Origin of the sequence: Bacillus sp. PS196, assembly GCF_037963555.1 — a bacterium.
GTDB lineage: Bacteria > Bacillota > Bacilli > Bacillales > Bacillaceae > Bacillus > Bacillus subtilis.
In genome coordinates, this window is the sequence record NZ_CP150159.1 from 1,306,314 (window position 1) to 1,329,576 (window position 23,263).

General features: G+C 45.3%; 31 protein-coding genes. 28 read left to right on the forward strand and 3 right to left on the reverse strand.

Annotated features, from left to right (window positions below):
- Nucleotides 1–10: 10 nt before the first annotated feature.
- Nucleotides 11–964, forward strand: a complete 954-nt coding sequence (locus NST79_RS06920) for an N-acetylmuramoyl-L-alanine amidase (protein WP_212059163.1) — start codon at nt 11–13, stop codon at nt 962–964.
- Nucleotides 965–1,003: 39 nt separating this feature from the next.
- Here the strand turns inward: NST79_RS06920 and NST79_RS06925 are convergent, their stop codons facing one another.
- On the reverse strand, nt 1,004–1,381 hold the full coding sequence (locus tag NST79_RS06925; RefSeq protein ID WP_015715726.1) for a PH domain-containing protein: 378 nt from the start codon (nt 1,379–1,381) through the stop codon (nt 1,004–1,006).
- Nucleotides 1,382–1,486: 105 nt separating this feature from the next.
- Here NST79_RS06925 and NST79_RS06930 point away from each other — a divergent pair, with 105 nt between their 5' ends.
- Nucleotides 1,487–2,089 carry a poly-gamma-glutamate hydrolase family protein gene (locus tag NST79_RS06930; RefSeq protein WP_041344770.1) on the forward strand — a complete coding sequence of 201 codons (603 nt, stop codon included), beginning with the start codon at nt 1,487–1,489 and terminating at the stop codon, nt 2,087–2,089.
- 76 nt (nt 2,090–2,165) lie between these two features.
- Nucleotides 2,166–3,002: a manganese catalase family protein gene (locus tag NST79_RS06935; RefSeq protein ID WP_003245071.1), complete on the forward strand. Its 837-nt coding sequence runs from the start codon at nt 2,166–2,168 to the stop codon at nt 3,000–3,002.
- Nucleotides 3,003–3,045: 43 nt separating this feature from the next.
- Here NST79_RS06935 and NST79_RS06940 read toward each other — a convergent pair whose 3' ends face one another.
- Together NST79_RS06940 and xre are read right to left on the reverse strand one after the other, a co-directional pair.
- Entirely contained in the window at nt 3,046–3,642 is a 597-nt protein-coding gene (locus NST79_RS06940) for an ImmA/IrrE family metallo-endopeptidase (protein ID WP_212059165.1), read from the reverse strand.
- Nucleotides 3,643–3,804: 162 nt separating this feature from the next.
- Nucleotides 3,805–4,146 (reverse strand): HTH-type transcriptional regulator Xre, encoded by a 342-nt coding sequence (xre, locus tag NST79_RS06945; protein WP_212059172.1) that lies wholly within the window; start codon nt 4,144–4,146, stop codon nt 3,805–3,807.
- A gap of 178 nt (nt 4,147–4,324) precedes the next feature.
- On the opposite strand from xre, the gene NST79_RS06950 reads away from it, so the two are divergent.
- The 25 genes from NST79_RS06950 to NST79_RS07070 all read left to right on the forward strand — a co-directional run bounded on the left by NST79_RS06950 (nt 4,325) and on the right by NST79_RS07070 (nt 23,233).
- Nucleotides 4,325–4,504, forward strand: coding sequence for a hypothetical protein (locus NST79_RS06950; protein WP_003232712.1), 180 nt, complete (start codon nt 4,325–4,327; stop codon nt 4,502–4,504).
- Nucleotides 4,491–5,327, forward strand: coding sequence for a phage portal protein (locus NST79_RS06955; RefSeq protein ID WP_212059174.1), 837 nt, complete (start codon nt 4,491–4,493; stop codon nt 5,325–5,327). Before NST79_RS06950 ends, NST79_RS06955 begins: the two co-directional genes overlap by 14 nt.
- Nucleotides 5,227–6,027 carry an ATP-binding protein gene (locus NST79_RS06960; RefSeq protein ID WP_015252287.1) on the forward strand — a complete coding sequence of 267 codons (801 nt, stop codon included), beginning with the start codon at nt 5,227–5,229 and terminating at the stop codon, nt 6,025–6,027. Before NST79_RS06955 ends, NST79_RS06960 begins: the two co-directional genes overlap by 101 nt.
- Nucleotides 6,027–6,194, forward strand: coding sequence for a hypothetical protein (locus NST79_RS06965; protein ID WP_003245588.1), 168 nt, complete (start codon nt 6,027–6,029; stop codon nt 6,192–6,194). Before NST79_RS06960 ends, NST79_RS06965 begins: the two co-directional genes overlap by 1 nt.
- 84 nt (nt 6,195–6,278) lie before the next feature.
- Nucleotides 6,279–6,629, forward strand: a complete 351-nt coding sequence (xkdD, locus tag NST79_RS06970; RefSeq protein ID WP_212059176.1) for a phage-like element PBSX protein XkdD — start codon at nt 6,279–6,281, stop codon at nt 6,627–6,629.
- Nucleotides 6,626–6,832 (forward strand): phage-like element PBSX protein XtrA, encoded by a 207-nt coding sequence (gene xtrA / locus NST79_RS06975; protein WP_015252285.1) that lies wholly within the window; start codon nt 6,626–6,628, stop codon nt 6,830–6,832. The genes xkdD and xtrA overlap by 4 nt, the downstream gene beginning before the upstream one ends.
- A 115-nt stretch (nt 6,833–6,947) precedes the next feature.
- On the forward strand, nt 6,948–7,457 hold the full coding sequence (locus NST79_RS06980; protein WP_024572595.1) for a sigma-70 family RNA polymerase sigma factor: 510 nt from the start codon (nt 6,948–6,950) through the stop codon (nt 7,455–7,457).
- A gap of 114 nt (nt 7,458–7,571) precedes the next feature.
- The gene (xtmA, locus tag NST79_RS06985; RefSeq protein WP_019712461.1) at nt 7,572–8,369 is read left to right on the forward strand and encodes a phage terminase small subunit; all 798 of its coding nucleotides are present in this window, start codon (nt 7,572–7,574) and stop codon (nt 8,367–8,369) included.
- On the forward strand, nt 8,366–9,667 hold the full coding sequence (locus tag NST79_RS06990; protein ID WP_212059178.1) for a PBSX family phage terminase large subunit: 1,302 nt from the start codon (nt 8,366–8,368) through the stop codon (nt 9,665–9,667). Before xtmA ends, NST79_RS06990 begins: the two co-directional genes overlap by 4 nt.
- A gap of 3 nt (nt 9,668–9,670) precedes the next feature.
- Entirely contained in the window at nt 9,671–11,158 is a 1,488-nt protein-coding gene (locus NST79_RS06995) for a phage portal protein (RefSeq protein WP_024572593.1), read from the forward strand.
- Nucleotides 11,159–11,177: 19 nt separating this feature from the next.
- Nucleotides 11,178–12,005, forward strand: coding sequence for an XkdF-like putative serine protease domain-containing protein (locus NST79_RS07000; protein WP_003232691.1), 828 nt, complete (start codon nt 11,178–11,180; stop codon nt 12,003–12,005).
- Between the two features lie 25 nt (nt 12,006–12,030).
- Complete coding sequence (locus tag NST79_RS07005) at nt 12,031–12,966, forward strand: phage major capsid protein (protein ID WP_003232690.1); 936 nt, start codon at nt 12,031–12,033, stop codon at nt 12,964–12,966.
- 21 nt (nt 12,967–12,987) lie between these two features.
- The gene (locus tag NST79_RS07010; protein ID WP_033885235.1) at nt 12,988–13,371 is read left to right on the forward strand and encodes a DUF3199 family protein; all 384 of its coding nucleotides are present in this window, start codon (nt 12,988–12,990) and stop codon (nt 13,369–13,371) included.
- Complete coding sequence (locus tag NST79_RS07015; RefSeq protein WP_069703740.1) at nt 13,368–13,724, forward strand: YqbH/XkdH family protein; 357 nt, start codon at nt 13,368–13,370, stop codon at nt 13,722–13,724. Before NST79_RS07010 ends, NST79_RS07015 begins: the two co-directional genes overlap by 4 nt.
- The gene (locus NST79_RS07020; protein WP_116315571.1) at nt 13,721–14,206 is read left to right on the forward strand and encodes an HK97 gp10 family phage protein; all 486 of its coding nucleotides are present in this window, start codon (nt 13,721–13,723) and stop codon (nt 14,204–14,206) included. The genes NST79_RS07015 and NST79_RS07020 overlap by 4 nt, the downstream gene beginning before the upstream one ends.
- A gap of 12 nt (nt 14,207–14,218) precedes the next feature.
- On the forward strand, nt 14,219–14,659 hold the full coding sequence (locus NST79_RS07025) for a phage-like element PBSX protein XkdJ (RefSeq protein WP_003232680.1): 441 nt from the start codon (nt 14,219–14,221) through the stop codon (nt 14,657–14,659).
- Between the two features lie 3 nt (nt 14,660–14,662).
- Nucleotides 14,663–14,881, forward strand: a complete 219-nt coding sequence (locus NST79_RS07030; protein ID WP_003232679.1) for a hypothetical protein — start codon at nt 14,663–14,665, stop codon at nt 14,879–14,881.
- Nucleotides 14,878–16,278, forward strand: coding sequence for a phage tail sheath family protein (locus NST79_RS07035; RefSeq protein ID WP_003245369.1), 1,401 nt, complete (start codon nt 14,878–14,880; stop codon nt 16,276–16,278). Before NST79_RS07030 ends, NST79_RS07035 begins: the two co-directional genes overlap by 4 nt.
- A 1-nt stretch (nt 16,279) precedes the next feature.
- Nucleotides 16,280–16,723: a phage tail tube protein gene (locus NST79_RS07040; RefSeq protein ID WP_003232677.1), complete on the forward strand. Its 444-nt coding sequence runs from the start codon at nt 16,280–16,282 to the stop codon at nt 16,721–16,723.
- 90 nt (nt 16,724–16,813) lie between these two features.
- Nucleotides 16,814–17,260: a phage-like element PBSX protein XkdN gene (locus NST79_RS07045; RefSeq protein WP_003232676.1), complete on the forward strand. Its 447-nt coding sequence runs from the start codon at nt 16,814–16,816 to the stop codon at nt 17,258–17,260.
- A 29-nt stretch (nt 17,261–17,289) separates the two neighbouring features.
- Nucleotides 17,290–17,439 carry a hypothetical protein gene (locus tag NST79_RS07050; RefSeq protein WP_003239113.1) on the forward strand — a complete coding sequence of 50 codons (150 nt, stop codon included), beginning with the start codon at nt 17,290–17,292 and terminating at the stop codon, nt 17,437–17,439.
- Nucleotide 17,440: 1 nt separating this feature from the next.
- Entirely contained in the window at nt 17,441–21,322 is a 3,882-nt protein-coding gene (locus NST79_RS07055) for a transglycosylase SLT domain-containing protein (protein ID WP_212059242.1), read from the forward strand.
- A complete protein-coding gene (locus tag NST79_RS07060) occupies nt 21,315–21,974 on the forward strand; it encodes a LysM peptidoglycan-binding domain-containing protein (RefSeq protein WP_212059179.1) in 660 nt (219 codons plus the stop codon). The genes NST79_RS07055 and NST79_RS07060 overlap by 8 nt, the downstream gene beginning before the upstream one ends.
- A gap of 15 nt (nt 21,975–21,989) precedes the next feature.
- On the forward strand, nt 21,990–22,967 hold the full coding sequence (locus NST79_RS07065; RefSeq protein ID WP_042974276.1) for a phage-like element PBSX protein XkdQ: 978 nt from the start codon (nt 21,990–21,992) through the stop codon (nt 22,965–22,967).
- Entirely contained in the window at nt 22,967–23,233 is a 267-nt protein-coding gene (locus tag NST79_RS07070) for a DUF2577 family protein (protein ID WP_003244812.1), read from the forward strand. Before NST79_RS07065 ends, NST79_RS07070 begins: the two co-directional genes overlap by 1 nt.
- Nucleotides 23,234–23,263: the final 30 nt, after the last annotated feature.

Below are 23,263 nucleotides of genomic sequence, written 5' to 3' on the forward strand. Positions count from 1 at the left end.
GAGATGATAGGTGAGCATTCCAGTAAAGAAAAATTTGGTTTCTGAGGCGAAATACGCGTTGAAGTGTCCTAATGCAATGTCCGCTGAATACATTACCATTCATAACACGGCAAACGATGCGTCAGCGGCCAATGAAATCAGCTATATGATCGGGAACACAAGCTCGACAAGCTTTCATTTTGCAGTCGATGATAAAGAGGTGATTCAAGGTCTGCCACTTAACCGAAACGCCTGGCACACAGGTGACGGCACAAACGGTCCGGGAAACCGCAAATCAATTGGCGTTGAGATTTGCTACAGCAAATCGGGAGGCCCGAAGTATGAGGCAGCTGAAGCCTTGGCGATTTCATTTGTTGCACAGCTTTTGAAGGAGCGCGGCTGGGGCATCGATCGTGTGAGAAAGCACCAGGACTGGAACGGAAAGTATTGCCCGCACCGCATTTTATCAGAGGGGCGCTGGGATCAAGTGAAGGCGGCAATTGAAAAGGAATTAAACGGGGGCTTATCAGCTAAAAAAGCTGCAGTCTCTTCTTCAGCGTCTGTATATCATGTGAAAAAAGGCGACACATTGTCAGGGATTGCCGCATCACACGGAGTCAGTGTGAAAACGCTGCAAAGCATCAATCATATTACTGACCCGAATTACATTAAAGTCGGACAAGTGATCAAACTGCCTCAGACGGCATCTGCTTCTAAAAGCCATGCCGCACCCTCATATCCGCTCCCATCCGGCGTGATCAAAGTGACAAGCCCGCTGACGAAAGGGACAAAAGTAAAGCAGGTGCAGACCGCTTTAGCCGCTCTTTATTTTTATCCTGATAAAGGAGCGGAAAATCACGGCGTTGACGGCGTTTATGGCCCGAAAACAGCAAATGCAGTGAAACGTTTTCAGTCTGTCAGCGGTTTAACGGCTGATGGGATTTACGGTCCGAAAACGAAAGCGAAGCTGGAGGAAAAGCTGTAAATGAAAAGACGGAAGCTGTGAAGCTTCCGTCTTTTTATCTTACATACAAACTGCGGCAAGCACCTTTTGAATATCATAAATGCTCTCATCTTTTTTAAACTGCTTTGAGACGGCAGGAAGTTCTGCGCCGGAGATCCAAATTTTCAGCTCTGAATCGAGATCAAAGCGGCCGGCGGTTTCCACGCTGAATCTGGAAATGCTTTTGTACGGAATCGATTGAAATTCCGTTTTCTTGCCTGTGATTCCCTGTTTATCCACAAGGATAAGCCGCTTTTCAGTAAAGACAATCAAATCGCGAACCAGCTTAAACGCGGCTTCAACATTCTCACCCTCCAGCAAAATATGGGCAAGCTCTTCTTTCACAGCTGCCGTTGACAGTGTTGATGCATTGCCGAGTAATCCATCAATAAACCCCATCATATACCTCCTCTGCGTATTCTATCAAATCATACTATAAAAAAGGTTTTCATTCATAGATGAGTAGAGTAAACTGGTGCTGACTGGTAAAGGGGGGCGTTCAAGATGGAAGATATGTATGACAGCTTTGCGGCCCTTTCTGCTTCTGAGTCGGAGTACCGGATTATTTATGAGGAGAAAAACGGAAGTGAGCTTATCGTCCTCGGTCCTCACGGCGGCAGAATTGAGCCTGGCGTCAGTGAACTGGTGCGGGCATTTTCGGATCGATGTTCCATCTATTTGTTTGAGGGTCTAAAGCAGCGAAACAACCGTTCCTTGCATCTCACTAGCATTCGTTTTGATGAGCCGCTGGCTTTAGAAAAAGTGAATGACCACCATTACGCATTAGCGTTTCACGGGTATTATGATCCGAAAATCCCGCATACATTGGTCGGCGGGGCGGATCGTAAAAAAGCCAAGCTCATTTGTGAGCGTCTGAATGAAGCGGGTTTCAGCGCCGAGCTCACTAATGAGAAAGACCGCCTGGCAGGTGTACACCCAAGCAATATTGTCAATCGGACGAAAAGAGAAATGGGACTGCAATTGGAGGTAAGCACGGCACAGCGAAACGCGCTATTCCGCAATTTTGGGTGCCGTGATAAAAGCTACATACAAAACGATTTGTTTGATCGATATGTGGAAGCCGTCAAGCTTGGCTTTTATAAATAAAACTAGACGGGACCTGCACGGTGGGCCTATTCCTTCATACGCTGGGGTTGTGCGAAAGTGTGGGGAGGAATGATTCATGTTTTATCATATAAAAGAGCTTCAATATCAAGCAAAGCCAGCTCATCCTGATCCGGTTTATGCGAAAAAACTTCAAGAGGTGCTCGGCGGCCAATTCGGTGAAATTAGCGTCATGATGCAGTATTTGTTTCAAGGGTTTAACTGCAGGGCGGATGCTAAGTATAAAGATTTGTTATATGATGTGGGGACCGAAGAGATTGGGCACGTAGAAATGCTGGCAACGATGATTTCCAGACTTCTGGACAATGCACCCGCGGATGTACAGGAGGATGCTTATAAAAGCAATCCCGCTATTGCAGCAGTCATGTCAGGGATGAATCCTCAGCACGCGATTGTGTCCGGATTGGGGGCGATGGCATCAGATAGTGAGGGCTATCCGTGGAATGCAAAATACATTATCTCAAGCGGAAACCTGCTGGCCGATTTTCGCGCTAACTTAAATGCGGAGGCCCAAGGACGCCTTCAGGTGACACGGCTTTATGCCATGACCGATGATCCAGGGGTAAGAGATATGTTGTCATTTTTGATTGCAAGGGATACCTATCATCAAAATATGTGGTACGCGGCCATTAAAGAGCTGGAGGAGAGAGAACGGGATATTGTCGTCCCGACGACGTTTCCGCGTGAGCTCGAAAAGCAGGAAGTCTCCTATGACCTGTTTAACTTTTCCAGGGGGGATGAAAGCTCACAAGGAAGATGGGCACATGGGGAAGCCTTTGACGGCCGGGGTGAATTCAGGTATATCCCGGCTCCGATTGCGTTCGCATCTGCGCCTCATCTTAAACCGGCGCCCATGTGGCTGCATAATACAGTTCCCCCAATGTCGAAATGTTAGGTTCTCTTCTGGGCTGAGGAATATATCCTTAGCCCGTATTTGATCAGATGTTTTTGCCAATATGATATAACGCTTTTTCCTCAGCGACCTGCAAGTGCTGCTGATCGCCTTCCTCGTACGCATGTGGCCGCTTGTGAGATAATAAATAAGCGAGCCGCTTCTGAAATTGAATACCTGTTTTACGCCGTTCAAACATGTCAAGCCTTTTATCAGCAAATTCCTTTGTTACCCGGAATACCGCCGCAATTGTGGCGAGTGCCTGGCTTCTCCATTGCGGCAGTTCCATCTGCAACAGCATAAAGGTTGGCACACAGAAGTGGTACATAAATTGATTTGCCTGGAATTCTTGAAGCTCTCTGAAGAGCTTGTTCATCTGAAAATGATTGCCTGCATGCTTTAACACATGGCACAGTTCATGGCCAAAATCCTCCCATTGCTCTTCCCGTGACTTTTTTTGGTTCAATACGATACTGTACATGCCGTCGTATTTCACCATCATGCTCCCCATATCCTCAAAATGCACCCAAATATCCAGATCCTTTGCGATTTTCAGCATGTCAATGTGATGAGGGGATGTGATGCCCAGCCGGCCGTATAAATTTTTAACGTATTCCTCCAGATGTGATAAGTAATCGCCCAATTGAATACTCCCTTTCGAACGTTTGTTCTGTTTTTAGCGAGAAAGAAAAGCCCGTATAGGACTGGAAAGTAGTGTAGAAATCTTTCCCTTTTCTTTTAAAAATAAACACTTTTTTCTTTATATCGGTCTACTTTTTATATGTTTTAGAGAACAGAGAACGATTTATTTATTTTTCGGTTTGCGGTTTTTCTCTTTTTCTTTTAAATAGTTGATAAATTCGATGGCCTGCTGTTTGCTTTCTGGGGAAAAATCCTGCATATCGCGGTATGCAAGCTGCAGGTCCGGATCTGAGAACATATCGTTATCGGATTTTTTGTCTTTCCCCGTTAATAAGTAATCAGTCGTTACTTGAAAGTAATCAGCCAGCTTTTGGAGTGTGTCGTAATCAGGTTCGCTTCGCCCATTTTCATAGTGGGAATATCGTGCCCGTGACACACCGATGTGTGATGCGATTTCTTCCTGTGTCCTTTTCCCTCTGAGACTCTTCAATCTGCCGCCTATCATACTATGACCTCTCTTTTTTAATCTCCCTACGTTACTTATGATTATAGATACAATATGTATCAAAATAAAGTTATGATAAAAAAAGTATCAAAAATAACTTGATGATACAGAATGTATCGTTTATACTTGGTAACAGCTGATACAAAATGTATCAAAAAAAGATCAGGAGAGTGATCACATGTATCCGATCCAAATCGTTTTTAGTGAAAATCCCATAGATCAGCGCCATCTCGGACAATCCGGCGGCACCATTTCGTTTACCGCATGCGGCCTTCCAGTGTTTCACTTTGAAACGCAGGAACAGTTTCAAGCATACATGATGTTAAAAGGAGAAGCGGCGTACAATGAAAAACGATAAAAGCTATCCTTTTCCGACGTATTCAGGGTTATTGAATTCAGAACATTATGACAAAATCGGCCCGGCGCTATGGCTGTTTCTCTGGTTTATCAGCTCAACAACAAAAGAAATCGAAAAAGACGGCGTAAGCTGGGGCATCGTACTCGGCCATAAGCCGTTAAAAGCGAGAGAAATGGCGGCAGTCTTCGGCGTAAGTGAAAAAACCGTCAGAAGATGGCTGGAGCTTCTCGAAAACCATGATTACATAAAGGCCGTCCGTGCGCCATACGGACTGGTGATTTCGGTAAAGTATTCCAAAAAATTCAGCTTCAGATCGGACAATACTGTACACGGGAGTCTAAAAGAACGGCCATTTTCGCCGCAGACACCGGACACAAACGACCGTACAGATATAGATAAAACAAACAAATATACTGCTGCTGATGATGCAGTGGATCACATTGCGAAGCGGTTTACACAATTACGGTCGGCTCAAGAAGGACGCACCGTGTATCCTTCCTCAAGAGATTATCAAGCCATCGCCCGCATTGTTGCCATCGGCGTTCCTGTCACGCAAACAATCAAATGGCTTGAAGAATGCTTTCAGGCTTTTGAAAACCGGCGGACCGCCGCTTCTGAAACAATCAAGGCTTTTCGCTACTGCTCGAAATTCATTGAAGAGCGATTTTTCGCGCAGCAAGCCAAAAAGAATGCCGCAATTCAGCATGAGAGGATGAAAAAACATGACAAAACGAACAATCGAACAGATTTTGGACGAGCTGAGAAGAGGGAGACGTCCATTACTGGCGGACAAACCGGCCGAATCAGACGCAAGCAGGTATGATTGCCTGCGCTGCAAGGATCAGGGAGGTTATCTCGTCAGGCAGAATGGCCTGGAAGTCTGGACGATGTGCAGCTGCATGGCAGAACGGAAAGTGAAGCGGCTGCTGGGTGCAAGTGAGATTACCCACGCTTTCAGACAGCTCGGCTTCAAGGAATTCCGCACGGAGGGAAAGCCGCAGGCCATAAAAGACGCATTTGAGTGTACAAAAGAGTATGTTGCCGATTATGAACAAATCAAGGATTGCCGAAAAAACAGCATTGCCCTTTTAGGACAGCCCGGATCAGGGAAAACACACCTTTTGACTGCCGCTGCCAACGAATTAATGAGAACATGCTATGTGCCTGTCATTTATTTTCCGTTCGTGGAAGGCTTTACTGATCTGAAAAATGATTTTGCCCTATTAGAAGCGAAGCTGAACCGGATGAAGCAGGCGGATGTGCTGTTCATTGATGATCTGTTTAAACCGGTTAACGGCAAACCCCGCGCTACAGATTGGCAATTAGAGCAAATGTATTCGGTACTCAACTATCGCTACTTAAATCATAAACCGATTTTGCTTTCGAGCGAGCTGACTATTGAAGCACTTGTACGGGTTGATGAAGCGCTCGGCACGAGAATCTATGAGATGTGCAGTGACTATTTAGTGATTATCAAAGGAGCAGCCTACGAGCTTAACCACAGATTGGAGGGCGTCAGATAATGTGTAAGCTTTGTCAAACAAAGAAAGTCATTGTGGAACATACCGGTATTGGAGTCGTTTTTCATCCATGTCCGAACTGCCGGTCCGGCACTGATTTAACGCCTGTCATTCAAAAGCTGGAGCAAATGCTGACAGCGGGAAAAGCGAGGCTGAATATCTATGATTAAACAGCTGACTGCACTAATCGCTTTGCTGTTTCGGGCAAAGCGAACAGAAAAAAACATTGAACAATGGTATAAGGACGACGGGAAGTGAAAGTGTTGGAAAAAACAAAACAGACAGAGAAAAGCCCTGCGCCATGGCGTGCTGTCCCGTGCGGGGATACGAAACCGATCTATATTTATTCAGCTTACAGTGAAGAAGAAAAAGAAAGATTCCCATATTCAAACGGACGGCTGATTGCCGCTGTATTTGACCTTAGCTCTTATTCGCAAAAAAGCAATGCCGCTTTGATGGCCGCTGCGCCTGAATTGCTGGAAGCGTCTAAAGCAGCACTTGATTTTCTGAAAGGGAATTCTATTCATTCAAAGGAGCGCATCATTCAGCTATTAGAAAAAGCTGAAGCAAGCGCTGCACCGAAAAGGGGAGGAAATAAAACATGATTCATCCTAAAAAACTGCTGCATATTGATTCCATCACGCTGGAGAGCCAGCTGGAGAACGGGAAAATCCGTGTCATTATTGTGGACGGCATCAAGCAAGAAGCATGGATCACAGAAGCGCCCGAGCATGGAAAAACGCTCGTCGAAACAAGAAAGGGCGACCTTGCCCGAGTGGAATTTGAAATCGGCTACAAATTAAATTAAAGCGAAAACAGAATACGTCCAAGACGGAAAGCCTGCGGACACTGATCAACTGCACAGCATTTGTGCGTTGATTGGTGTCCGTTTTTTATTTGCCAAAAATGAGGAGGATCATAGAATGCAAGACTTACTATTTGAATATAAACGAACGCTCAAACAAACAAGAAACCAATATAAACCGCTCGCTGAGGCAGATGAATCCGTGCTCTCAGCTGAAGAGCTGAAGGATAAAAAAATCATTAGAAATATGATTACTGATCTTGAATATGTAACAGAGTGGCTTGAAAAAGGAAGGCAGCCCGGCATCAGACGGGCGATTGACCGGCGTGATGCCTACCAGCGGCTGATGATCAAGGACCCGAGAATCATCGAATCATTTTCCAGCGCTATGATGTTTGAGCCGGACGGACAGGTATCAGAAGAAGACAGAGAGAGAATTCGAGAAGCATTAGCCCTGTTAACGGACAGAGAAAAGGAAATGTTTTTGCTGCATAAGGTAGAATGTTTTTCTTATGAACGGATCGCCGATCTTCTCGGCGTGAAAAAATCGACAGTGCAAACGACGATCAAACGGGCAATCGTAAAGATGCAAAGACAGCAGGAAGAAATGAATCGATCACTTGCATGAAAGCTTGTCATACGTTTGCCACCTATAAGTGAATAGCATGACACATAAGCGGCTGGCTGATCAGCCGCTTTTATGAATAGACAACCATGCTGGAGGTGGCGGTGATGCCGTAGCATGAAAACACAACTTCGCGAACAAGCATTAGCAATCTATCAACAACATCAAGGAAAGATCACAAATCGGGCGATTGCGGACACAATCGGTGTTTCCGCGAAAACAATCGGCATCTGGAAAAAACAAGACAAATGGAAAGAGGCCCTGTTTTCTGCGTCCAAAAACGAACAAAAACAGCGCCCTATAGACAACGATGAATTAAATGAACGCCAGCGGCTGTTTTGCCTGTATTACGTCAAAAGCTTCAATGCCACACAGTCAGCAATCAAAGCGGGCTATTCTCCGGACAGCGCTCATGTGACGGGCAGCCGGCTCTTAAAAAACGAAAAGGTCGCTGCTGAAATCAGACGCATAAAAAAAGAAATGGTCAATGAGATGTTTATTGAAGCGATGGATGTGCTGCAGGTTTATATCAAGATCGCGTTTGCGGATATTACGGACTATGTGACCTTTGGAAAAAAAGAGGTCCAGGCTGTCGGGAAATCGGGTCCGCTGTTTGATGAAGATGATAACCCGATTATGAAGGAAATCAGCTTTGTCGATGTCAAAGACTCCGGGCTCGTTGACGGCACCATTGTAACGGAAGCAAAGCTTGGCAAAGAAGGCATTGCCATCAAGCTTGCAGATAAAATGAAGGCGCTTGAGAAGCTATCCTTATATTTTGATTTGTTTCCAGATCAATTTAAACAAAAAATAGAAAATGAGAAATTGAAGCTTGCCAAACAAAAAGCGGAGAAAACAGATGATAGCCAAGAGCCGATTGAAATTATGATCAAACGAAAAGAGCGCAAGTCATGATTGTAAAAGAAATCAACCCACATTTCGAAGATTACGTGTTCAATTGGGAGCAGACGTACCAGTTTCTTGTCGGTGGCTACGGCTCATCCAAAAGCTATCATACCGCATTGAAAATCGTGCTTAAGCTGCTGAAGGAAAAACGGACGGCCCTTGTGATCCGGGAGGTGTTCGATACCCATCGGGATTCGACCTTCGCCTTGTTTCAAGAGGTGATCGAAGAGCTCGGTCTCACAAAGGCCGTGGCATCTCTTTCTTCCCCGCTGCAGCTGCGATTTCACAATGGCAGCCGGATCATGTTCAAAGGAATGGACAATCCGGCAAAATTAAAATCGGTTCATAACATTTCATTAATATGGATTGAAGAGTGCTCAGAGGTGAAGTATGAGGGGTTCAAGGAGTTAATCGGACGTCTTCGCCATCCTGAGCTAAAGCTTCATATGATCTGTACCACCAATCCCGTCGGCACCTCCAATTGGACGTATAGGCATTTTTTTTGGGATGAACGCAAGAAACGGTTTGTGCTGGATGACAGCGAACTTTACGAAAAGCGGACGATTGTAAAGGGAGATACGTATTACCATCATTCCACCGCTAACGACAATCTTTTTCTCCCGGAAAGCTATGTGAAACAGCTTGACGGGCTCAAAGAATATGATCCCGACCTGTACCGGATTGCCCGCAAAGGAAGATTCGGCGTCAACGGGATCAGGGTGCTGCCGCAGTTCGAGGTACTCCCGCATGATCAAGTAAAAAAATGTATCGCAGCCATCCGCAAGCCAATCTTTCGTACAGGTATGGATTTTGGATTCGAGGAATCCTATAATGCCGTCGTCCGGCTTGCTGTAGATCCTGAAAAAAAATACCTCTACATTTATTGGGAGTATTATCAAAATAAAATGACAGATGATAGGACGGCTGAGGAGCTGCGTGAGTTTATTGAGACACAGGAATTGATCAAAGCCGACTCGGCTGAGCCGAAAAGCATCCAATATTTCCGCCAGCAGGGCTTTCGGATGGTTGGAGCCAGAAAGTTTCCCGGCTCCAGGCTTCAATATACCAAAAAGGTAAAACGGTTCAAAAAAATCTTCTGTTCGGACCGCTGTGAAAATGTCATCTATGAGCTCAAGACACTTACGTATGCCAAAGATAAAAACGGAGCTCTGATTGAGGATGAATTCACGATTGACCCGCATACGCTTTCTGCCATTTGGTATGCGCTTGATGATTATGAGGTTGCTGATATGAAAGAGACAGCACACAAACGAATCCGGCCGAACCGAGAAAGGAGGAGGTCATAAATCATGCACAATCAAACAGTCAGAGCAACTGTATTTAAAGCCAATGCCGCCGCTCCTCAGACAAAGCAAATCTATGAAGATGACTTTTCTGAGCTGTACGGAGAGGACATTATCGCTCCGCCTTACAATATCATCGAGCTCAAAACCATTGCCGAATACTCGACCATTCTTCAGCAATGCATTGATGCGTACAGAGTGAATATTACAGGCTTTGGATTCGATGTTGAGTACACATTTGATGTCAACGCAAGTGATGTCGATCAGGCAAAAAAGAAAAGAGCGGAAAAAGACTGGGCCAGACTCGAAGCCTTTTATAAATGTCTTCACTTTGATGAATCAGCTGAAATGATTTTAGGCTATGCCATCGAAGACAGAGAAAAAACAGGCAACGGATTTATGGAAGTGCTTCGCGACGGGGCGGGAAAACCTGCCGGCATCGAATATTTAGATGTGAAATATATGCGTGTATGCGGAGCTGGCGAGCCTGTTGAGGTCTCATTTATATATGAAGAAAACGGGAAAATGAAAAGGATCAAAAGGCAAAAACGCTTCCGAAAATATGTGCAGATGATTAATGGAAAGAAAGTATTTTTTAAAGAATACGGCGATCCGCGAAAAATGGATATGCGTACAGGTGAATATGTAAACACATTGGCAGAGAAGTATCAAGCAAATGAAGCCATTCACCTCAAAATCGGAAGCGGCGTATACGGTGTACCCCGCTGGATCGGCAATATTGTCAATTTATATGGAGCCCGAAAAGCAGAAGAGCTCAATTTTATGTATTTTAAGCAGGGGCGTCACGTCCCCGCTGCGATTACAGTGGAAAACGGGATGCTGTCTGAAGCTTCTTACCGGGAGCTGCAGGAATACATGAATGATCTTGAAGGCGTGGAAAACGCCCATAAATTTCTCCTGATCGAAGCGGAAGGAATCGCAAAAGAAAAGGATCTCCATGGAGGCGAGGATATTACGCCGGTTTCCGTGGAAATCAAATCTTTGGCTGAAATTCTCCAAAACGACGCCTTGTTTCTTGAATACGATGAAAAAAGCAGAAATAAGCTGCGTTCCGCGTTCCGCCTCCCGCCGCTGTATACAGGCGAGGCCCAGGAATACAACCGGGCGACAGCTGATACTGCTAGAAAAATTACGGAGGAGCAGGTTTTTCAGCCGGAGCGAAAAACGCTCGTGAATAAACTGAACACGCTGCTTTTGCCGGAGCTGAATATCCATGACGTCAGGCTGACATTAAAAGGACCGGACTTTCGTGATCCGCTTGAGATTGCGAAGGTGCTCGGTCCTTTTATTACAGCCGGAGCAGTCTCACCGAATGATTTACGTGACCTTGCCGGACGGGTGCTTGGAAAAACACTTGAGGAGTGGCCGGAGGACATTTATAAACGGCCTGCAGGACAGGATGCGGAAAAGACAAACCTGGCTGCGCTCATGCAGGAGTTGAAAGAAAGCATCGAAGATATCAAAACGTCCTGAAGGGAGGTGAATCAAGCAGGTGGCGCGAGAATTAAGAAATGCCAAAATCAGCTTTGTCAGTTATGTGGACAAGGCGGCTAACCAGACAGAATTTTTCTTTACGAAGTCAGCCAAACCTCCGTCATTTGAAAAAAAGGTTCGGCTGTTTACAAAAAGTGAGCAGGATGAACAAAAGCTCGTGTACGGAATCGTGTATGAGCCTGATGTTCCTGATGCCCACGGCGATTTTATGACCGCCGAGGAAATTGAAAAAGCGGCGCACGGTTTTCTCGCGGAGGCACGGGAGATTGATATCAATCACAGCTTTGAGGGCGGAACCGGCGTCGTGGTCGAGTCCTATGTGGCGCCCGATGATTTTATGATCGGGTCAAAGCGGATTACAAAGGGCTCATGGGTGCTCGTGACAAGAGCGTCAGACGAGGTGTGGGAACAGATCAAGGCTGGAATCATCACTGGCTACAGCATGGCGGGCACTGCAGATGTATATGAGGAAGAACCGGTTGAAAAAGCGGGATTCTTCAGTGTATTCAAGCAAATGCTTGCTGACAAAACAGGGAAGGAGACTGAAGAAATGAGAAAAGAAGACATGAAAGAATCATTCGAGCATGCGCTTTACCCTCTGCTCAAACGGCTTGAGCGGATTGAAAAAAACACAGACACGGAGGAAAAGCCGGAGCAGACGGGTGATGACGAGCGTCTGAAAAAGCTCGTTGAAGACATGCTTGCCCCGCTGATCGAACGCATCGAGGCTTTGGAAAAAGCGCGAGGCGCGTCTAAGCAGACAGCGGACGATACGGGCGGCAATACAGAGCAAGTCAAAAAATCAATCTGGAGCGGACTGCTGTAAAACCAGTCAAGGAGGAGGAAATCAATTGAGAAATCAAGAGATCATTCGGAAAGCGGAAATGTCGCTTTCTGCTTTAAAAAGCGGCGGGCTTATGAACCCTGCGCAAGCATCGGCTTTTATCCGCATGGTGCAAAACACGCCGACCATTTTCAGTGAATCCCGCGTGATTCAAATGGAAAACGATTCGCAAAAATTTGAAAAAATCGGCTTCGGCCAGCGTATTCTGCGGGCTGCGCAAGAAGGAAAAGCACTGTCAAACGACGAGCTGACAGTTCCAACGACAAGCACGGTCCAGCTGAACACGAAGGAAGTCATTGCGGAAATTAACATTACGTATGACACACTTGAAAACAATATTGAAAAAGACGGCCTGCAGCAGACGATCATGCAAATTTTAGCAGAGCGCGCAGCAGTTGATATTGAAGAGCTGATCGTTAACGGTGATACAGCATCAGCTGATCCGTATCTGGCACAGCTGGACGGCATCCGCAAACAGGCGGTTTCCCATATCGTTGACATGAACGGTGAAGAATTGTCCAGAGCGACATTCAAGAAAGGCTTAAAGGCAGTTCCGCCGAAATATTTGCGCATCCCTCAGGAATTCAGATTCTATACGTCTCACGGCTTAGAAGTTGAATGGAAGGACCGCGTGGCAGACCGCCAGACAAACCTTGGGGACCAGGCTGTTCAGGGCGGCTTGTCAACAGCATTCGGCGTACCGGTCAAAGGGGTATCCAATATTCAGCCGTACACAGTCGGTGAGGGAGACGCGCAATATGACGCTTCTGATATCATTCTCACACATCCGAAAAATATCATTCTCGGCTTCTCCCGCAATATCCGAATTGAGGTCGACAAAGACATCCGCTCCCGTAAATTCATTATTGTCTTAACGGCCAAGCTGGACAGCAAGTTCGAGGAAGAGGATGCCTGCGCGAAATTAATTAACGTAAAAGAATAATAGAAACGAGGTGGTCAGCTCATGCTCATTAAACCGACTGACGTAGCCTCCTATTCGGTCTATGATCGGGTGAAAAACAGGCCGGAAGAGCTGCTGGCGCAGGATATCATCGAGGCGGAAGCAGAAGCGGCTCTCATCACGGGCCACCGCTTTGAAAACAGCTTGTATGATCCGCTGCCCGGTAAGGTGAAGTTGGCTTTAGTAAAGCTTGCCCAGTATTTTGCGCTTGTCAACAGCGATGAATCTGCCTCATCAAGCTATCAGTCTGAGAAAATGGGGGATTATTCCTACACGGTTTCCGGAGAAGGCGGGATTCAGCGGCCTGAGGTGTATCATTTGCTCGAAGAGTTTATCAAGCCGGGCTACGTCCCTGAATCCTCCAGACTGAAGGTGAGATCTTTATGAGCTACAGGCAGATGCTCATTCACCGTTGCGATATTTATCATGAAGCAGCGCAAGCGCCGTCTGCAGGCCGATTTGGGATTCCGGCAGACAGGCTGCAGCCGGTGATTTCATATCCGGATACACCCGATGAACAAGATGTCCCTTGTTATTTTACCGAAAAAACACAGCAGCTGATTCAGGAGGAGCCGGATCAAACTGTATATCATAGCTTTCTCGTCCATTTTCCGTTGTCAGCGGACATCCGCGTGAACGATAAAATCATTTGGGAGAATCATAAATATATACTAAAGCTGCCGAAAAGGATCAGACATCATCATTGGGAGGTCATCGCAGTCAGGGATGAAAGCCTATGAAAATAGCGGGATTGAAACAGCTGAACACGGCATTAAAAGAAGCGGCTTCAGGCGGTTTTTCCAGACAGGCGTCCCGGTGGCTTGAGGAGTGCGGGCAAGATTTTCTGGAGATCGTCCAATCTGAACTCATCAGCACACAAACGATTGATACAGAAAAACTGCTCAGTTCCTTTGAGAAAGGCGCAGAGGACAATCTTTGGATTGTGCAAAGCGGCGGGCTTTCGCTTGAGGTGGGGACACAGCTTGATTACGCCTCATTTCTTAATGACGGCCATTGGACGTCAAAACAAGATGTGAGATGGGTGCCGGGGCGTTTTCAAGGCTCACGGTTTATTTATGATCCAGCGGCTTCAACGGGAATGGCGCTCAAGAGAAAATGGATACCGGGCACGAGCTACTGGGATCATGCACTGCTTTTATATGAACAGCTGTTTGAAAAATCGCTGGAAAGCAAACTGCGCCAGTGGCTGAAGAAGCTGTAAAGGAGGAGCAGGATGAACAGTGAAACAGGATCGATCATGGCGTTTTTGTACAGCCGGTGGTCTGTTCCCATTTATGAACGCGAGCTTCCTGATCACTTTCAGGTGCCGTCGTTATACGTCCCGCCACCATCTGTTTTCGAGGAAACAGATACGGTCTCCACATTTAAAAAAACCTACAGTCTCAATGTAAAACTGTTTCATCTGGACTCCGTTCAGGCGCTGGATGAAGCGGACAGGCTCGCGGATGCCATAAGAGAAGCGAGAAATATGATTCCGCTGCTGAGTGAATCCGGCGAGAAGACGGGGGATATGGTTCGCATCTCCCAAATCGAGACAAGGGTAGGAGACAGGGGCGAGGCGGCCATGGTGATCAGGTGGAGCAGCCGATATTATTATCACAAAACAGAACAGCCTGTCTTACAGGATATAGACATGAACAGCGGGGTGAAATAAACAGTGTCAAAGGACAAACAACAGAAGAAGGCTGTACATACAAAGAGCCGGGAAGCTCTATTTGATACAGCGGATTTGATTAAGCACGCGAAGGAACTGTTCGGCGTTAAGCCGGATATTCTTCAGGGGGCTTTATTTGGTGTGGATCAACCACGTATGACGAAATCAGAAGCCAACCAATTGATTCAAACATTTCTAACCAAGGAGGTCATGTCATCATGAATGGCGGAACATTTACAACAGGCAAAGAAAAAGAACGTGCAGGCATTTATTTTAACTTTAAAACGACGGCACAGGAGCGGGTATCACTCAGTGAACGGGGAACAGTCGCACTTCCGGTCGCATCAAGCTGGGGCGAAGCGAAAACGTTCGTCTCCATTTCCAGCGTTGAAGACCTAAACAAAAAAGTGGGCCTCAGCATTGATGACCCGTCTTTATTGCTGCTGCGTGAAGCGAAGAAAAATGCGAAAACGGTATTGATGTACCGTCTAACCGAAGGTGTCCGAGCGTCTGCTGATATTGCTGAAGGCGTCAAAGCAACTGCAGTATATGGCGGAACAAAAGGTAATGACATTATCATCCGCATCAATCAAAATGTGCTGGATGCTAATTCTTTCGATGTGACAACATATATGGACGAATCAGAGGTTGATAAACAGACTGTCAAAAAGGCTGAAGAATTAACAGCTAACGGCTATGTCACTTTTACCGGGACAGGCGATCTTTCTTCAACGATTCCTCTCACTGGATCAGAAGGAGACACTGCAGCTGAGACGCTGAATGCATCCGCGGGAATCCGTTTATCTGGCGGTACGGATAAAGCCCCTGTCAACTCCGACTATACAGATTTCTTAGCCGCGGCTGAAACGGAGAGCTTTGATGTGATTGCGCTGCCTGTTGCAGAAGGTGACCAGTTGAAGGCGACGTTTGCTGCTTTCATTAAACGCCTGCGCGACGGCCAAGGACAAAAAGTGCAAGGCGTCACAGCCAATTATGCCGGTGATTATGAAGGCATCATCAACGTAACTGAGGGTGTGCTGCTTGAAGATGGCACGGAAGTTACACCGGACAAAGCAACAGCTTGGGTAGCTGGAGCGAGTGCAGGAGCAACCTTTAACCAATCACTCACATTTGTAGAGTACGAAGGCGCAGTTGATGTGTTACACCGACTTGACCACGATACGATTGTTGAACGTCTGGGCAAAGGTGAATTTTTATTCACATTCGATGCCCGTGATAAATCCGTCAGCGTAGAAAAGGACATTAACTCACTCGTGACGTTCACAGCTGAGAAAAACAAGAAATTTGCGAAGAACAAAATCGTTCGTGTCCTGGATGCTGTGAATAATGATTTAACACGCGAGCTGAAAGCCTTAATTAAATCAAGAAAAGGCAGCGGAAGCGATATCCCGGCATCTGAAGACGGACTGCAGTATGTAAAAACGATGATCACGCAATACATGACAACACTTCAGGATGCAGGCGGCATCACTGGCTTTGATTCCGATGAAGATATCACAATTTCAATGAATGAAGATCGTGACGGCTTCTTGATTGACCTGGCTGTACAGCCTGTCGATGCAGCAGAAAAATTCTACTTTAATGTGGAGGTAAACTAATATGGCATTAAAAGCACAAAACACAATCTCAGGAAAAGAAGGCCGCTTATTTCTCGATGGCGAGGAAATGGCGCACATCAAAACATTTGAAGCAAACGTTGAGAAAAACAAATCCGAAGTCAACATTATGGGCCGCCGCATGACAGGCCATAAAACAACAGGGGCAAATGGAACAGGGACCGCAACGTTCTACAAAGTCACATCAAAATTCGTGCTATTGATGATGGACTATGTCAAAAAAGGCAGCGATCCTTATTTCACACTCCAAGCCGTGCTGGATGATCAATCCTCAGGCCGGGGCACAGAGCGAGTCACGCTGTACGACGTCAACTTTGACTCTGCCAAAATCGCAAGCCTTGATGTCGATTCAGAAGCGTTAGAGGAAGAAGTTCCATTTACATTCGAAGACTTCGACGTCCCTGAAAAGCTATCTGACACGTTTTAATCAAAGCTGAATCAGCACATACGCAGACCTTTCTTAGAAAGGTCTGTTTTTTAAAGATGAAACCAAACAATAGACAAGGGAGTTTTTTACATGAGCGAGAAGAACGAAAACGTATATGATCTTTCCTTTTTTATGCCGGGAAAAACAATTGAAGCTGAGGAAATCAAAGTGCCGATCTCAAAGCGTTTTGTTGATAAAAAAGGGAATGTCATTCCGTTTATTTTAAAACCAATTACTACTGAACGGATTGATGAATTAGAGAAAGAAAACACCACATTTAAAAATGTGAAAGGCCGCGGCCGTGTCAAAGATTTAGACTCCCAGCGCTTTTATGCGAGAATTGCCATCGAATCTACTATTTATCCTGATTTTCGTTCAAAAGATTTAAGGGAAGCATACAAAACTGCGGATCCGGTAGAAGTTGCCAAACGTGTATTATCTGTTGGGGGAGAGTATGCGAACTGGCTGAATAAAGCAATTGAAATCAATGGTTTTGAAGATGATCTTGAAGATCTAGAAGAAGAAGCAAAAAACTAGTAAAGGATGGCGATAAGGAAGCTGTGTATTTGTACTATGCAATGCATGAGCTTCATTACTCGCCATCCCAACTTCTTGAATTATATGAAGCACCAAAACATTTTAAAGCTCTTTTATTTGGGTTGATAGGTTATAAGCTAGATCTATTAGAAAAAGAATCAAGGAGAGGAGGGAACTAATATCGCAAAATTAACAGCCCGTTTTGATCTCGAAGACAAGGTATCTAAAAAACTAAAACGGATACATAAAGGATTCCAAGAGGTCGAAAAAAAAGTCAAAACCATTAATCGGCAAATCAAAATCAGTATCAGAGCGGAAGATCAGGCATTTTACCGGCTGAGAAAAATAAACGACTATATCATTTTGAAATTCGCGAAATCGCTTGAAATTAAAGTTGTACTTGATGACCAAGTCACTTCAAAGCTTGATGCAATTGAAAGAAAACTTAAACGGCTGCCGAAAGAAACGAAGCTGACTATCTCTTTGGTAGACCGGACAGCAGCTGCGTATAAAAAAATAAAGAAGATGCTATCTAATCAAAAGCTATCATTCCTTTTGATTCCAGATGACAAGGTTACTTCTACAGTTAAAAGGATTATCGGTTATATTAAGAAAAATTTGAAAAACGGATACACAGTAAAACTAAAGGTCATCGATGAAATCACCAAAACAGTTAATCGATTAACAGCCCTTCTAAGGAAATTTGAAAAAACCTATTATGTAAAAGTGGTTGTTAAGACAAAAATATCAGACAAAATCAATAAAAAAGAAAGCCCGATTAACAAAGAAACTTCTAAGAAAGAATCAGACAAATCCTCAGATAAAGGCTCTGATAAAAACTCAGATCAAAAACCTGGATGGGTCGGAAAAATAAAAGGCTGGCTGAAGGATTGGTGGACAAAATCAGCTTGGCCTTGGATCAAAGATACGCTCAATGAAATAGGCAAAGCTTTTTTGGATCGTTTCAAAGAGAGATTGATAGAAAAGCTGAAAAATGATGTGTTTGATAAGATCATTGATAAAATTCTAGGACCACAAAAAAAGGACGATTCTGGTGAAAATTCTGACACAGATAAAAAAGTCCTTAACCGTAATACAGGAGGAAATTGTTGCTGTGACTGCTGTGAAGGCGGCGGCCTCAATCCGAGCACTAAAAATAAAAAAACCTATAGAAAAAAGAAAAGTCCCACAAAGGCTCCAAACAGAACACTCAAGGTTCCTGGAGAGGTGATAAGAAGACGCCAAAGCGGCACACCTGCTGAAAGTGCACCTAGGACCTCGGGTTCCAAGTTAAAGAACTGGCTTGGAGGGTTAAAATCGCTAGGGAAAGATTCATCCAAACTAGGTAAAGCGTTCAGAGGAATGGGAAAGGCTGTTCCATACGTAGGATCTGCTTTAGCAGTATTTGATTTAGCTGGAATCAATAAAGATAATGCTGGCGAAAAGGTTGGTTCAATTGGAGGACGTATTGCCGGAGCGGAAGCTGGTGCAACAGCCGGAGCGGAAGCTGGTGCAACGATTGGATCTTTCGTTGGTCCGGAAGGTACAGCAATCGGCGGCGCAATCGGCGGAATTGGCGGCGGGTTAGTAGGCGGAATCGGCGGCGAAGAAGCAGGTAAGAACATTGGTAAGATGTTTGATACTTCTCAAATCAAAGAGAACATTTCAAATACATTATTTAATGGTGATTGGTGGAATGAAAAATGGACAGGTGTTAAAACAACAACGAGTGATACTCTCGGAGGCCTTAGTGATACGTGGACTAATATAAAAGATACAGCTTCTACTACTTTTTTTGACTCAAATTGGTGGGCTGAAAAAGCTGGTTATGCATACGGTACATTAGAGTCTACGCTTTTCAACAGTGATTGGTGGGGCGGAAAATGGGAATCGGTAAAAGGTTGGACACAGGAAAAATGGGATCAAGCTTCCTCTGTATGGAACTCTGTTAAATCAAAAGTAAAAGAAACAGTCTTTAATAAAGATTGGTGGTCCGGTAAGTGGGAAGGCGTTAAGAGCTGGGCTCAAGAAAAATGGAACGGTGCCGTTTCTGTTTGGGAATCAATTAAGTCGAAAGTAAAAGAAACAGTCTTTAATAAAGATTGGTGGTCCGGTAAGTGGGAAGGTGTTAAAGGCTGGACAAAGGAAAAATGGGAAAATACAAAGTCACTTTGGAAAAAATTCAAATCTACACTTGAGGACAGCCTATTTAATAAAGACTGGTGGTCTGGAAAATGGGATTCAGTAAAAGAGTGGGGAAAAAATATATTAGGAGATTCTTGGGATGCAATAAAGTCTACAGGCGGGAAGGTAGTAAAAACTGCTCAAAAATTGGGCGGCGGAGTGAAGTCTTGGGTTCAAGAAAAGGTAGAGCATTTTCAAAATGGACGAGAGAAAGCTCACAGAGACTTTGGAATGAAAACTGATAAAAACGCCTCAGGTGGTTTTATTACGAAACCAACTATTTCTTGGATCGGTGAAGCGGGTAAGGAATTTGTCATTCCAGTCGACAACAATCGCGGCCGCGGCAAAATGCTGTTAGCGCAAGCCGCATCGAAATTGGGCATGCATGTGGTCGATGATATGGCATCAGCCTCTACACTTTCAGGTGGTACAGCTCTAAACACTGTTGGCAGCCATTCTGCTTCAATGTCACCTTCTATTAACACATCTAGCCTTAACGGACAAGCTTCAGACCTCGGACAGCAATTTTCAGAGGGCTTTGACAAGGGAATAAGTAACCAACCTGTCAAAATGGAAGACTGGAAAAAGAAAAACATCAATACACCATTTACACAAATGATTTCTGCTTCACCAAATTACGGTAAACAAATGGTAAGTGGGTATGCCAAGGGCCAAAGCGGCACTGCAACCGGAACAGACGGCTTTTTGCAATCAAAAGTTAAAACGCCGTTCCAAGCCACTGTGAGCAAATCGTCTTCATGGGGCACAGGAACGGTCAAAGGCTTTGCGCAAGGACAAAATTCAACCCAAACAGGGACTGCACAGTATGTGAGTACACATGTTGACAAACCGTTCCTGCGTTCAAAAGACACATCGAACAGCTGGGGCTCCGGTTTGATTGGAAACTTTGTGACAGGCATGAATTCTAAATCCAGTGAAGTAAAACAAGCAGCAAAGGATATGGCCAAGAGAGTGGAGCAGGCTTTCCGTGAAGAATTAGATATCCATTCACCTTCTCGAGTCATGATGAGCTTGGGGCGTTTTGCCTCTGTCGGTGTTGTAAAAGGACTGGATTCTGTCGATGTGAAAAAATACGCAGAAAAACAAGCCGGTTCATTGGCAGCTGCTTATTCCGGAATGGGTGCAGTAGGGGGAAATGTGAAACAGTGGCTTATGGCAGCAATGATGGCCACAAAGACACCATTGAGCTGGCTCTCGGGATTAATGACGATTGCACAGTATGAATCAGGGGGCAACCCGAACTCTATTAACCTGTGGGATAGCAACGCGAAGGCGGGAAATCCATCACAAGGACTCATGCAGACAGTTCCAACCACATTTAATGCTCATAAAGCACCGGGCATGGGTAACATTAGAAATCCGATTCACAACGCTGCTGCCGCGATCGGCTATATCAAAAGCAGATACGGCTCAATTGATAATGTACCTGGCATTAAAAGCCTGAAACGTGGCGGTCCTTATGTCGGTTATGCAAACGGCGGGCTGATCACGAAAGAACAAATTGCCCGTGTCGGTGAAGGAAACAAGCGGGAATGGATCATTCCGGAGGAGCGAGGTATCCGCGGCCGCTACCTCCTTCAGAGAGCTGCGCAAGCTCTGGGAATGGAAGTGACAGATCCGTCTCAATCCCAGCAGTCTGAGCTTTCTTCAGGACAAGTTTCAGCAGTTACATCCGGTACACGGCAAACGATACAAACAGCCGGAACGAAAGAAATAAAGATTGAGTTTAACGGAGACCAGCACTTCCATAATGGACAGGACGCTGAAAGCCTTGCAGCGAAAATCAAGCAGGCGCTTATAGATGAACTGCAAAAGGATATCAATATTGGAACGAAGGGAGTCGTTGCATTTGACTAAATCCGTATATGAATTTTGGATTTCACAAGGGAAGGACAAGTTGCGGCTCCCCGTTCTTCCCGACCAGCTGAATATTTCAAATACGATTCAGAATGAGACGGTTAAAGTAGCCAAGTTCGGTGACCTTACATTTATTGACGAACAAGGAGCGAAAGAAATTTCGTTCTCTTCGTTTTTTCCGAAGAAATACAGCCCAATAGCAGAATATCAAAACTTCCCGTCGCCGGAAAATGCGATAACAAAAATTGAAAAATGGATGAAGGCCAAAAAACCGGTTCAGTTTTTGATTACGGGAACTAAAGTGAATTTAACATGCAGTATTGAAGGTTTTTCCTATAGCGAAGGCCAGCAGGATATAGGTGATCGTTCCTTTGATATTCAATTAAAAGAATACAAAACCGCTTCCCCGCGGAAAATCAAGCAGAAGAAAAAAACAAAGGCAAAACGTCCGTCGAAGGCTGCGCCGAAGACGTACACAGTCAAAAAGGGAGACACGCTATGGGACATTGCAGGCAGATTTTACGGGAACAGCAACCAATGGCGCAAAATTTGGAACGCCAATAAAACAGCAATGATCAAACGAAGCAAACGGAACATCAGGCAGCCGGGCCACTGGATTTTTCCCGGCCAAAAATTAAAGATACCGCAATGAAACAGGTGATGTATGATGATAGAACTGTTCGTCATTAAAGACACAGAGTGGCTTGAGCTGGTTGCAGAAAGCGTATCGCTTGAAGGCCATCGTTATCAGGCGCCGCGTTCCATTGAAGCGACCATCGTCACCAAGCAGGGCGACCAGACGTATTACAGTGTCTCAGAAGGAGATACGGTCTTGTTTAAATGGAAGGGAAAAGAGCTGTTTCGGGGCATTGTTTTTGCAAGAACCCCGGACGAGCATACGCTTGCCTTCAGCGCTTATGACATGCTGCAGTACCTGGTCAAAAACCAGGATATGTACGTGTTTTCCAATCAGCGGGCCGACCAGATCATCAGAAGGATTGCGAGTGACTTCCAGATACCGACAACCTCGATCGCAAACACAGGCCATACGATCAAAAGTCTTGTCATTAAAAATGATACGACATTGTATGACATCATATTAAAAGCGCTGAAACAGACGAAAAGCCAGACAGGACGACATTACCAGCTGTATTCGGAAAAAGGAAAGCTCGGTCTGCGCGCTTGGCCAGATCCGTCAGAGGTATGGGTGCTTGAAACGGGCGTCAATATCACAGGCTACCAATACAGCACTTCTATAAACGACACTGCTACTCGGGTGGTGCTTCGCCGGCAACAGGACAATAAGACATATAAAGCCTCTGCTAAGGACAGTTCAGGCTTAAATAAATACGGTGTGCTTCAATATACGGAAACGGTCACAGATGACATCAACCAGGCACAGCTTCAGCAGCGGGCAGATGTACGTCTTGCTGAAAAAAAGGGCGTGAAAAAAGAACTGAAAAATATTCAGGCAGTGGGCATCCCAGAAGTGCAGAGCGGCTTGCCTGTCTATATTTCGATTCCGGAGGCCGGCATCAAGAAAACCTATTGGGTAGATACGGACCGGCATGAATTTAAAGGAACGAAACATACGATGACGATCGATGTTGTCGAAAAGAATACGATGCCGGAAGGAGTTTCCTGATGAGATTAAGTGAGGCTATAAAACATTTGGCAGTCGGCGCAGTTGACGCTGAGTCTCCGGTAGAACTGCTCCCGGCTGAAGTTGTTTCGGTTTCTCCTGTGGAAATCAAATTAAAAGAAAACAGCAAACTGATCATACCGGAAGACGCCATCATTATCCCAAAACGAATGCAGTCCGGAGGAGACGATGCACTCGAGCCGGGGGATCGCCTCATGACCGCGGCTCTGACTGGCGGGCAATCGTTTTTTATTTTAGATAAGGTATAGACAAACCGCTTCAGTACGAAGGGGTTTTTA

Coding starts and splice junctions, on each gene's coding strand:
- NST79_RS06925 (WP_015715726.1), bottom strand. CDS start 1,381: ATGGGGTTTATTGATGGATTACTCGGCAATGCATCAACACTGTCAACG.
- NST79_RS06930 (WP_041344770.1), top strand. CDS start 1,487: ATGGAAGATATGTATGACAGCTTTGCGGCCCTTTCTGCTTCTGAGTCG.
- NST79_RS06935 (WP_003245071.1), top strand. CDS start 2,166: ATGTTTTATCATATAAAAGAGCTTCAATATCAAGCAAAGCCAGCTCAT.
- xre (WP_212059172.1), bottom strand. CDS start 4,146: ATGATAGGCGGCAGATTGAAGAGTCTCAGAGGGAAAAGGACACAGGAA.
- NST79_RS06950 (WP_003232712.1), top strand. CDS start 4,325: ATGTATCCGATCCAAATCGTTTTTAGTGAAAATCCCATAGATCAGCGC.
- NST79_RS06955 (WP_212059174.1), top strand. CDS start 4,491: ATGAAAAACGATAAAAGCTATCCTTTTCCGACGTATTCAGGGTTATTG.
- NST79_RS06960 (WP_015252287.1), top strand. CDS start 5,227: ATGACAAAACGAACAATCGAACAGATTTTGGACGAGCTGAGAAGAGGG.
- NST79_RS06965 (WP_003245588.1), top strand. CDS start 6,027: ATGTGTAAGCTTTGTCAAACAAAGAAAGTCATTGTGGAACATACCGGT.
- xtrA (WP_015252285.1), top strand. CDS start 6,626: ATGATTCATCCTAAAAAACTGCTGCATATTGATTCCATCACGCTGGAG.
- NST79_RS06980 (WP_024572595.1), top strand. CDS start 6,948: ATGCAAGACTTACTATTTGAATATAAACGAACGCTCAAACAAACAAGA.
- xtmA (WP_019712461.1), top strand. CDS start 7,572: ATGAAAACACAACTTCGCGAACAAGCATTAGCAATCTATCAACAACAT.
- NST79_RS06990 (WP_212059178.1), top strand. CDS start 8,366: ATGATTGTAAAAGAAATCAACCCACATTTCGAAGATTACGTGTTCAAT.
- NST79_RS06995 (WP_024572593.1), top strand. CDS start 9,671: ATGCACAATCAAACAGTCAGAGCAACTGTATTTAAAGCCAATGCCGCC.
- NST79_RS07010 (WP_033885235.1), top strand. CDS start 12,988: ATGCTCATTAAACCGACTGACGTAGCCTCCTATTCGGTCTATGATCGG.
- NST79_RS07015 (WP_069703740.1), top strand. CDS start 13,368: ATGAGCTACAGGCAGATGCTCATTCACCGTTGCGATATTTATCATGAA.
- NST79_RS07020 (WP_116315571.1), top strand. CDS start 13,721: ATGAAAATAGCGGGATTGAAACAGCTGAACACGGCATTAAAAGAAGCG.
- NST79_RS07025 (WP_003232680.1), top strand. CDS start 14,219: ATGAACAGTGAAACAGGATCGATCATGGCGTTTTTGTACAGCCGGTGG.
- NST79_RS07035 (WP_003245369.1), top strand. CDS start 14,878: ATGAATGGCGGAACATTTACAACAGGCAAAGAAAAAGAACGTGCAGGC.
- NST79_RS07040 (WP_003232677.1), top strand. CDS start 16,280: ATGGCATTAAAAGCACAAAACACAATCTCAGGAAAAGAAGGCCGCTTA.
- NST79_RS07045 (WP_003232676.1), top strand. CDS start 16,814: ATGAGCGAGAAGAACGAAAACGTATATGATCTTTCCTTTTTTATGCCG.
- NST79_RS07065 (WP_042974276.1), top strand. CDS start 21,990: ATGATAGAACTGTTCGTCATTAAAGACACAGAGTGGCTTGAGCTGGTT.
- NST79_RS07070 (WP_003244812.1), top strand. CDS start 22,967: ATGAGATTAAGTGAGGCTATAAAACATTTGGCAGTCGGCGCAGTTGAC.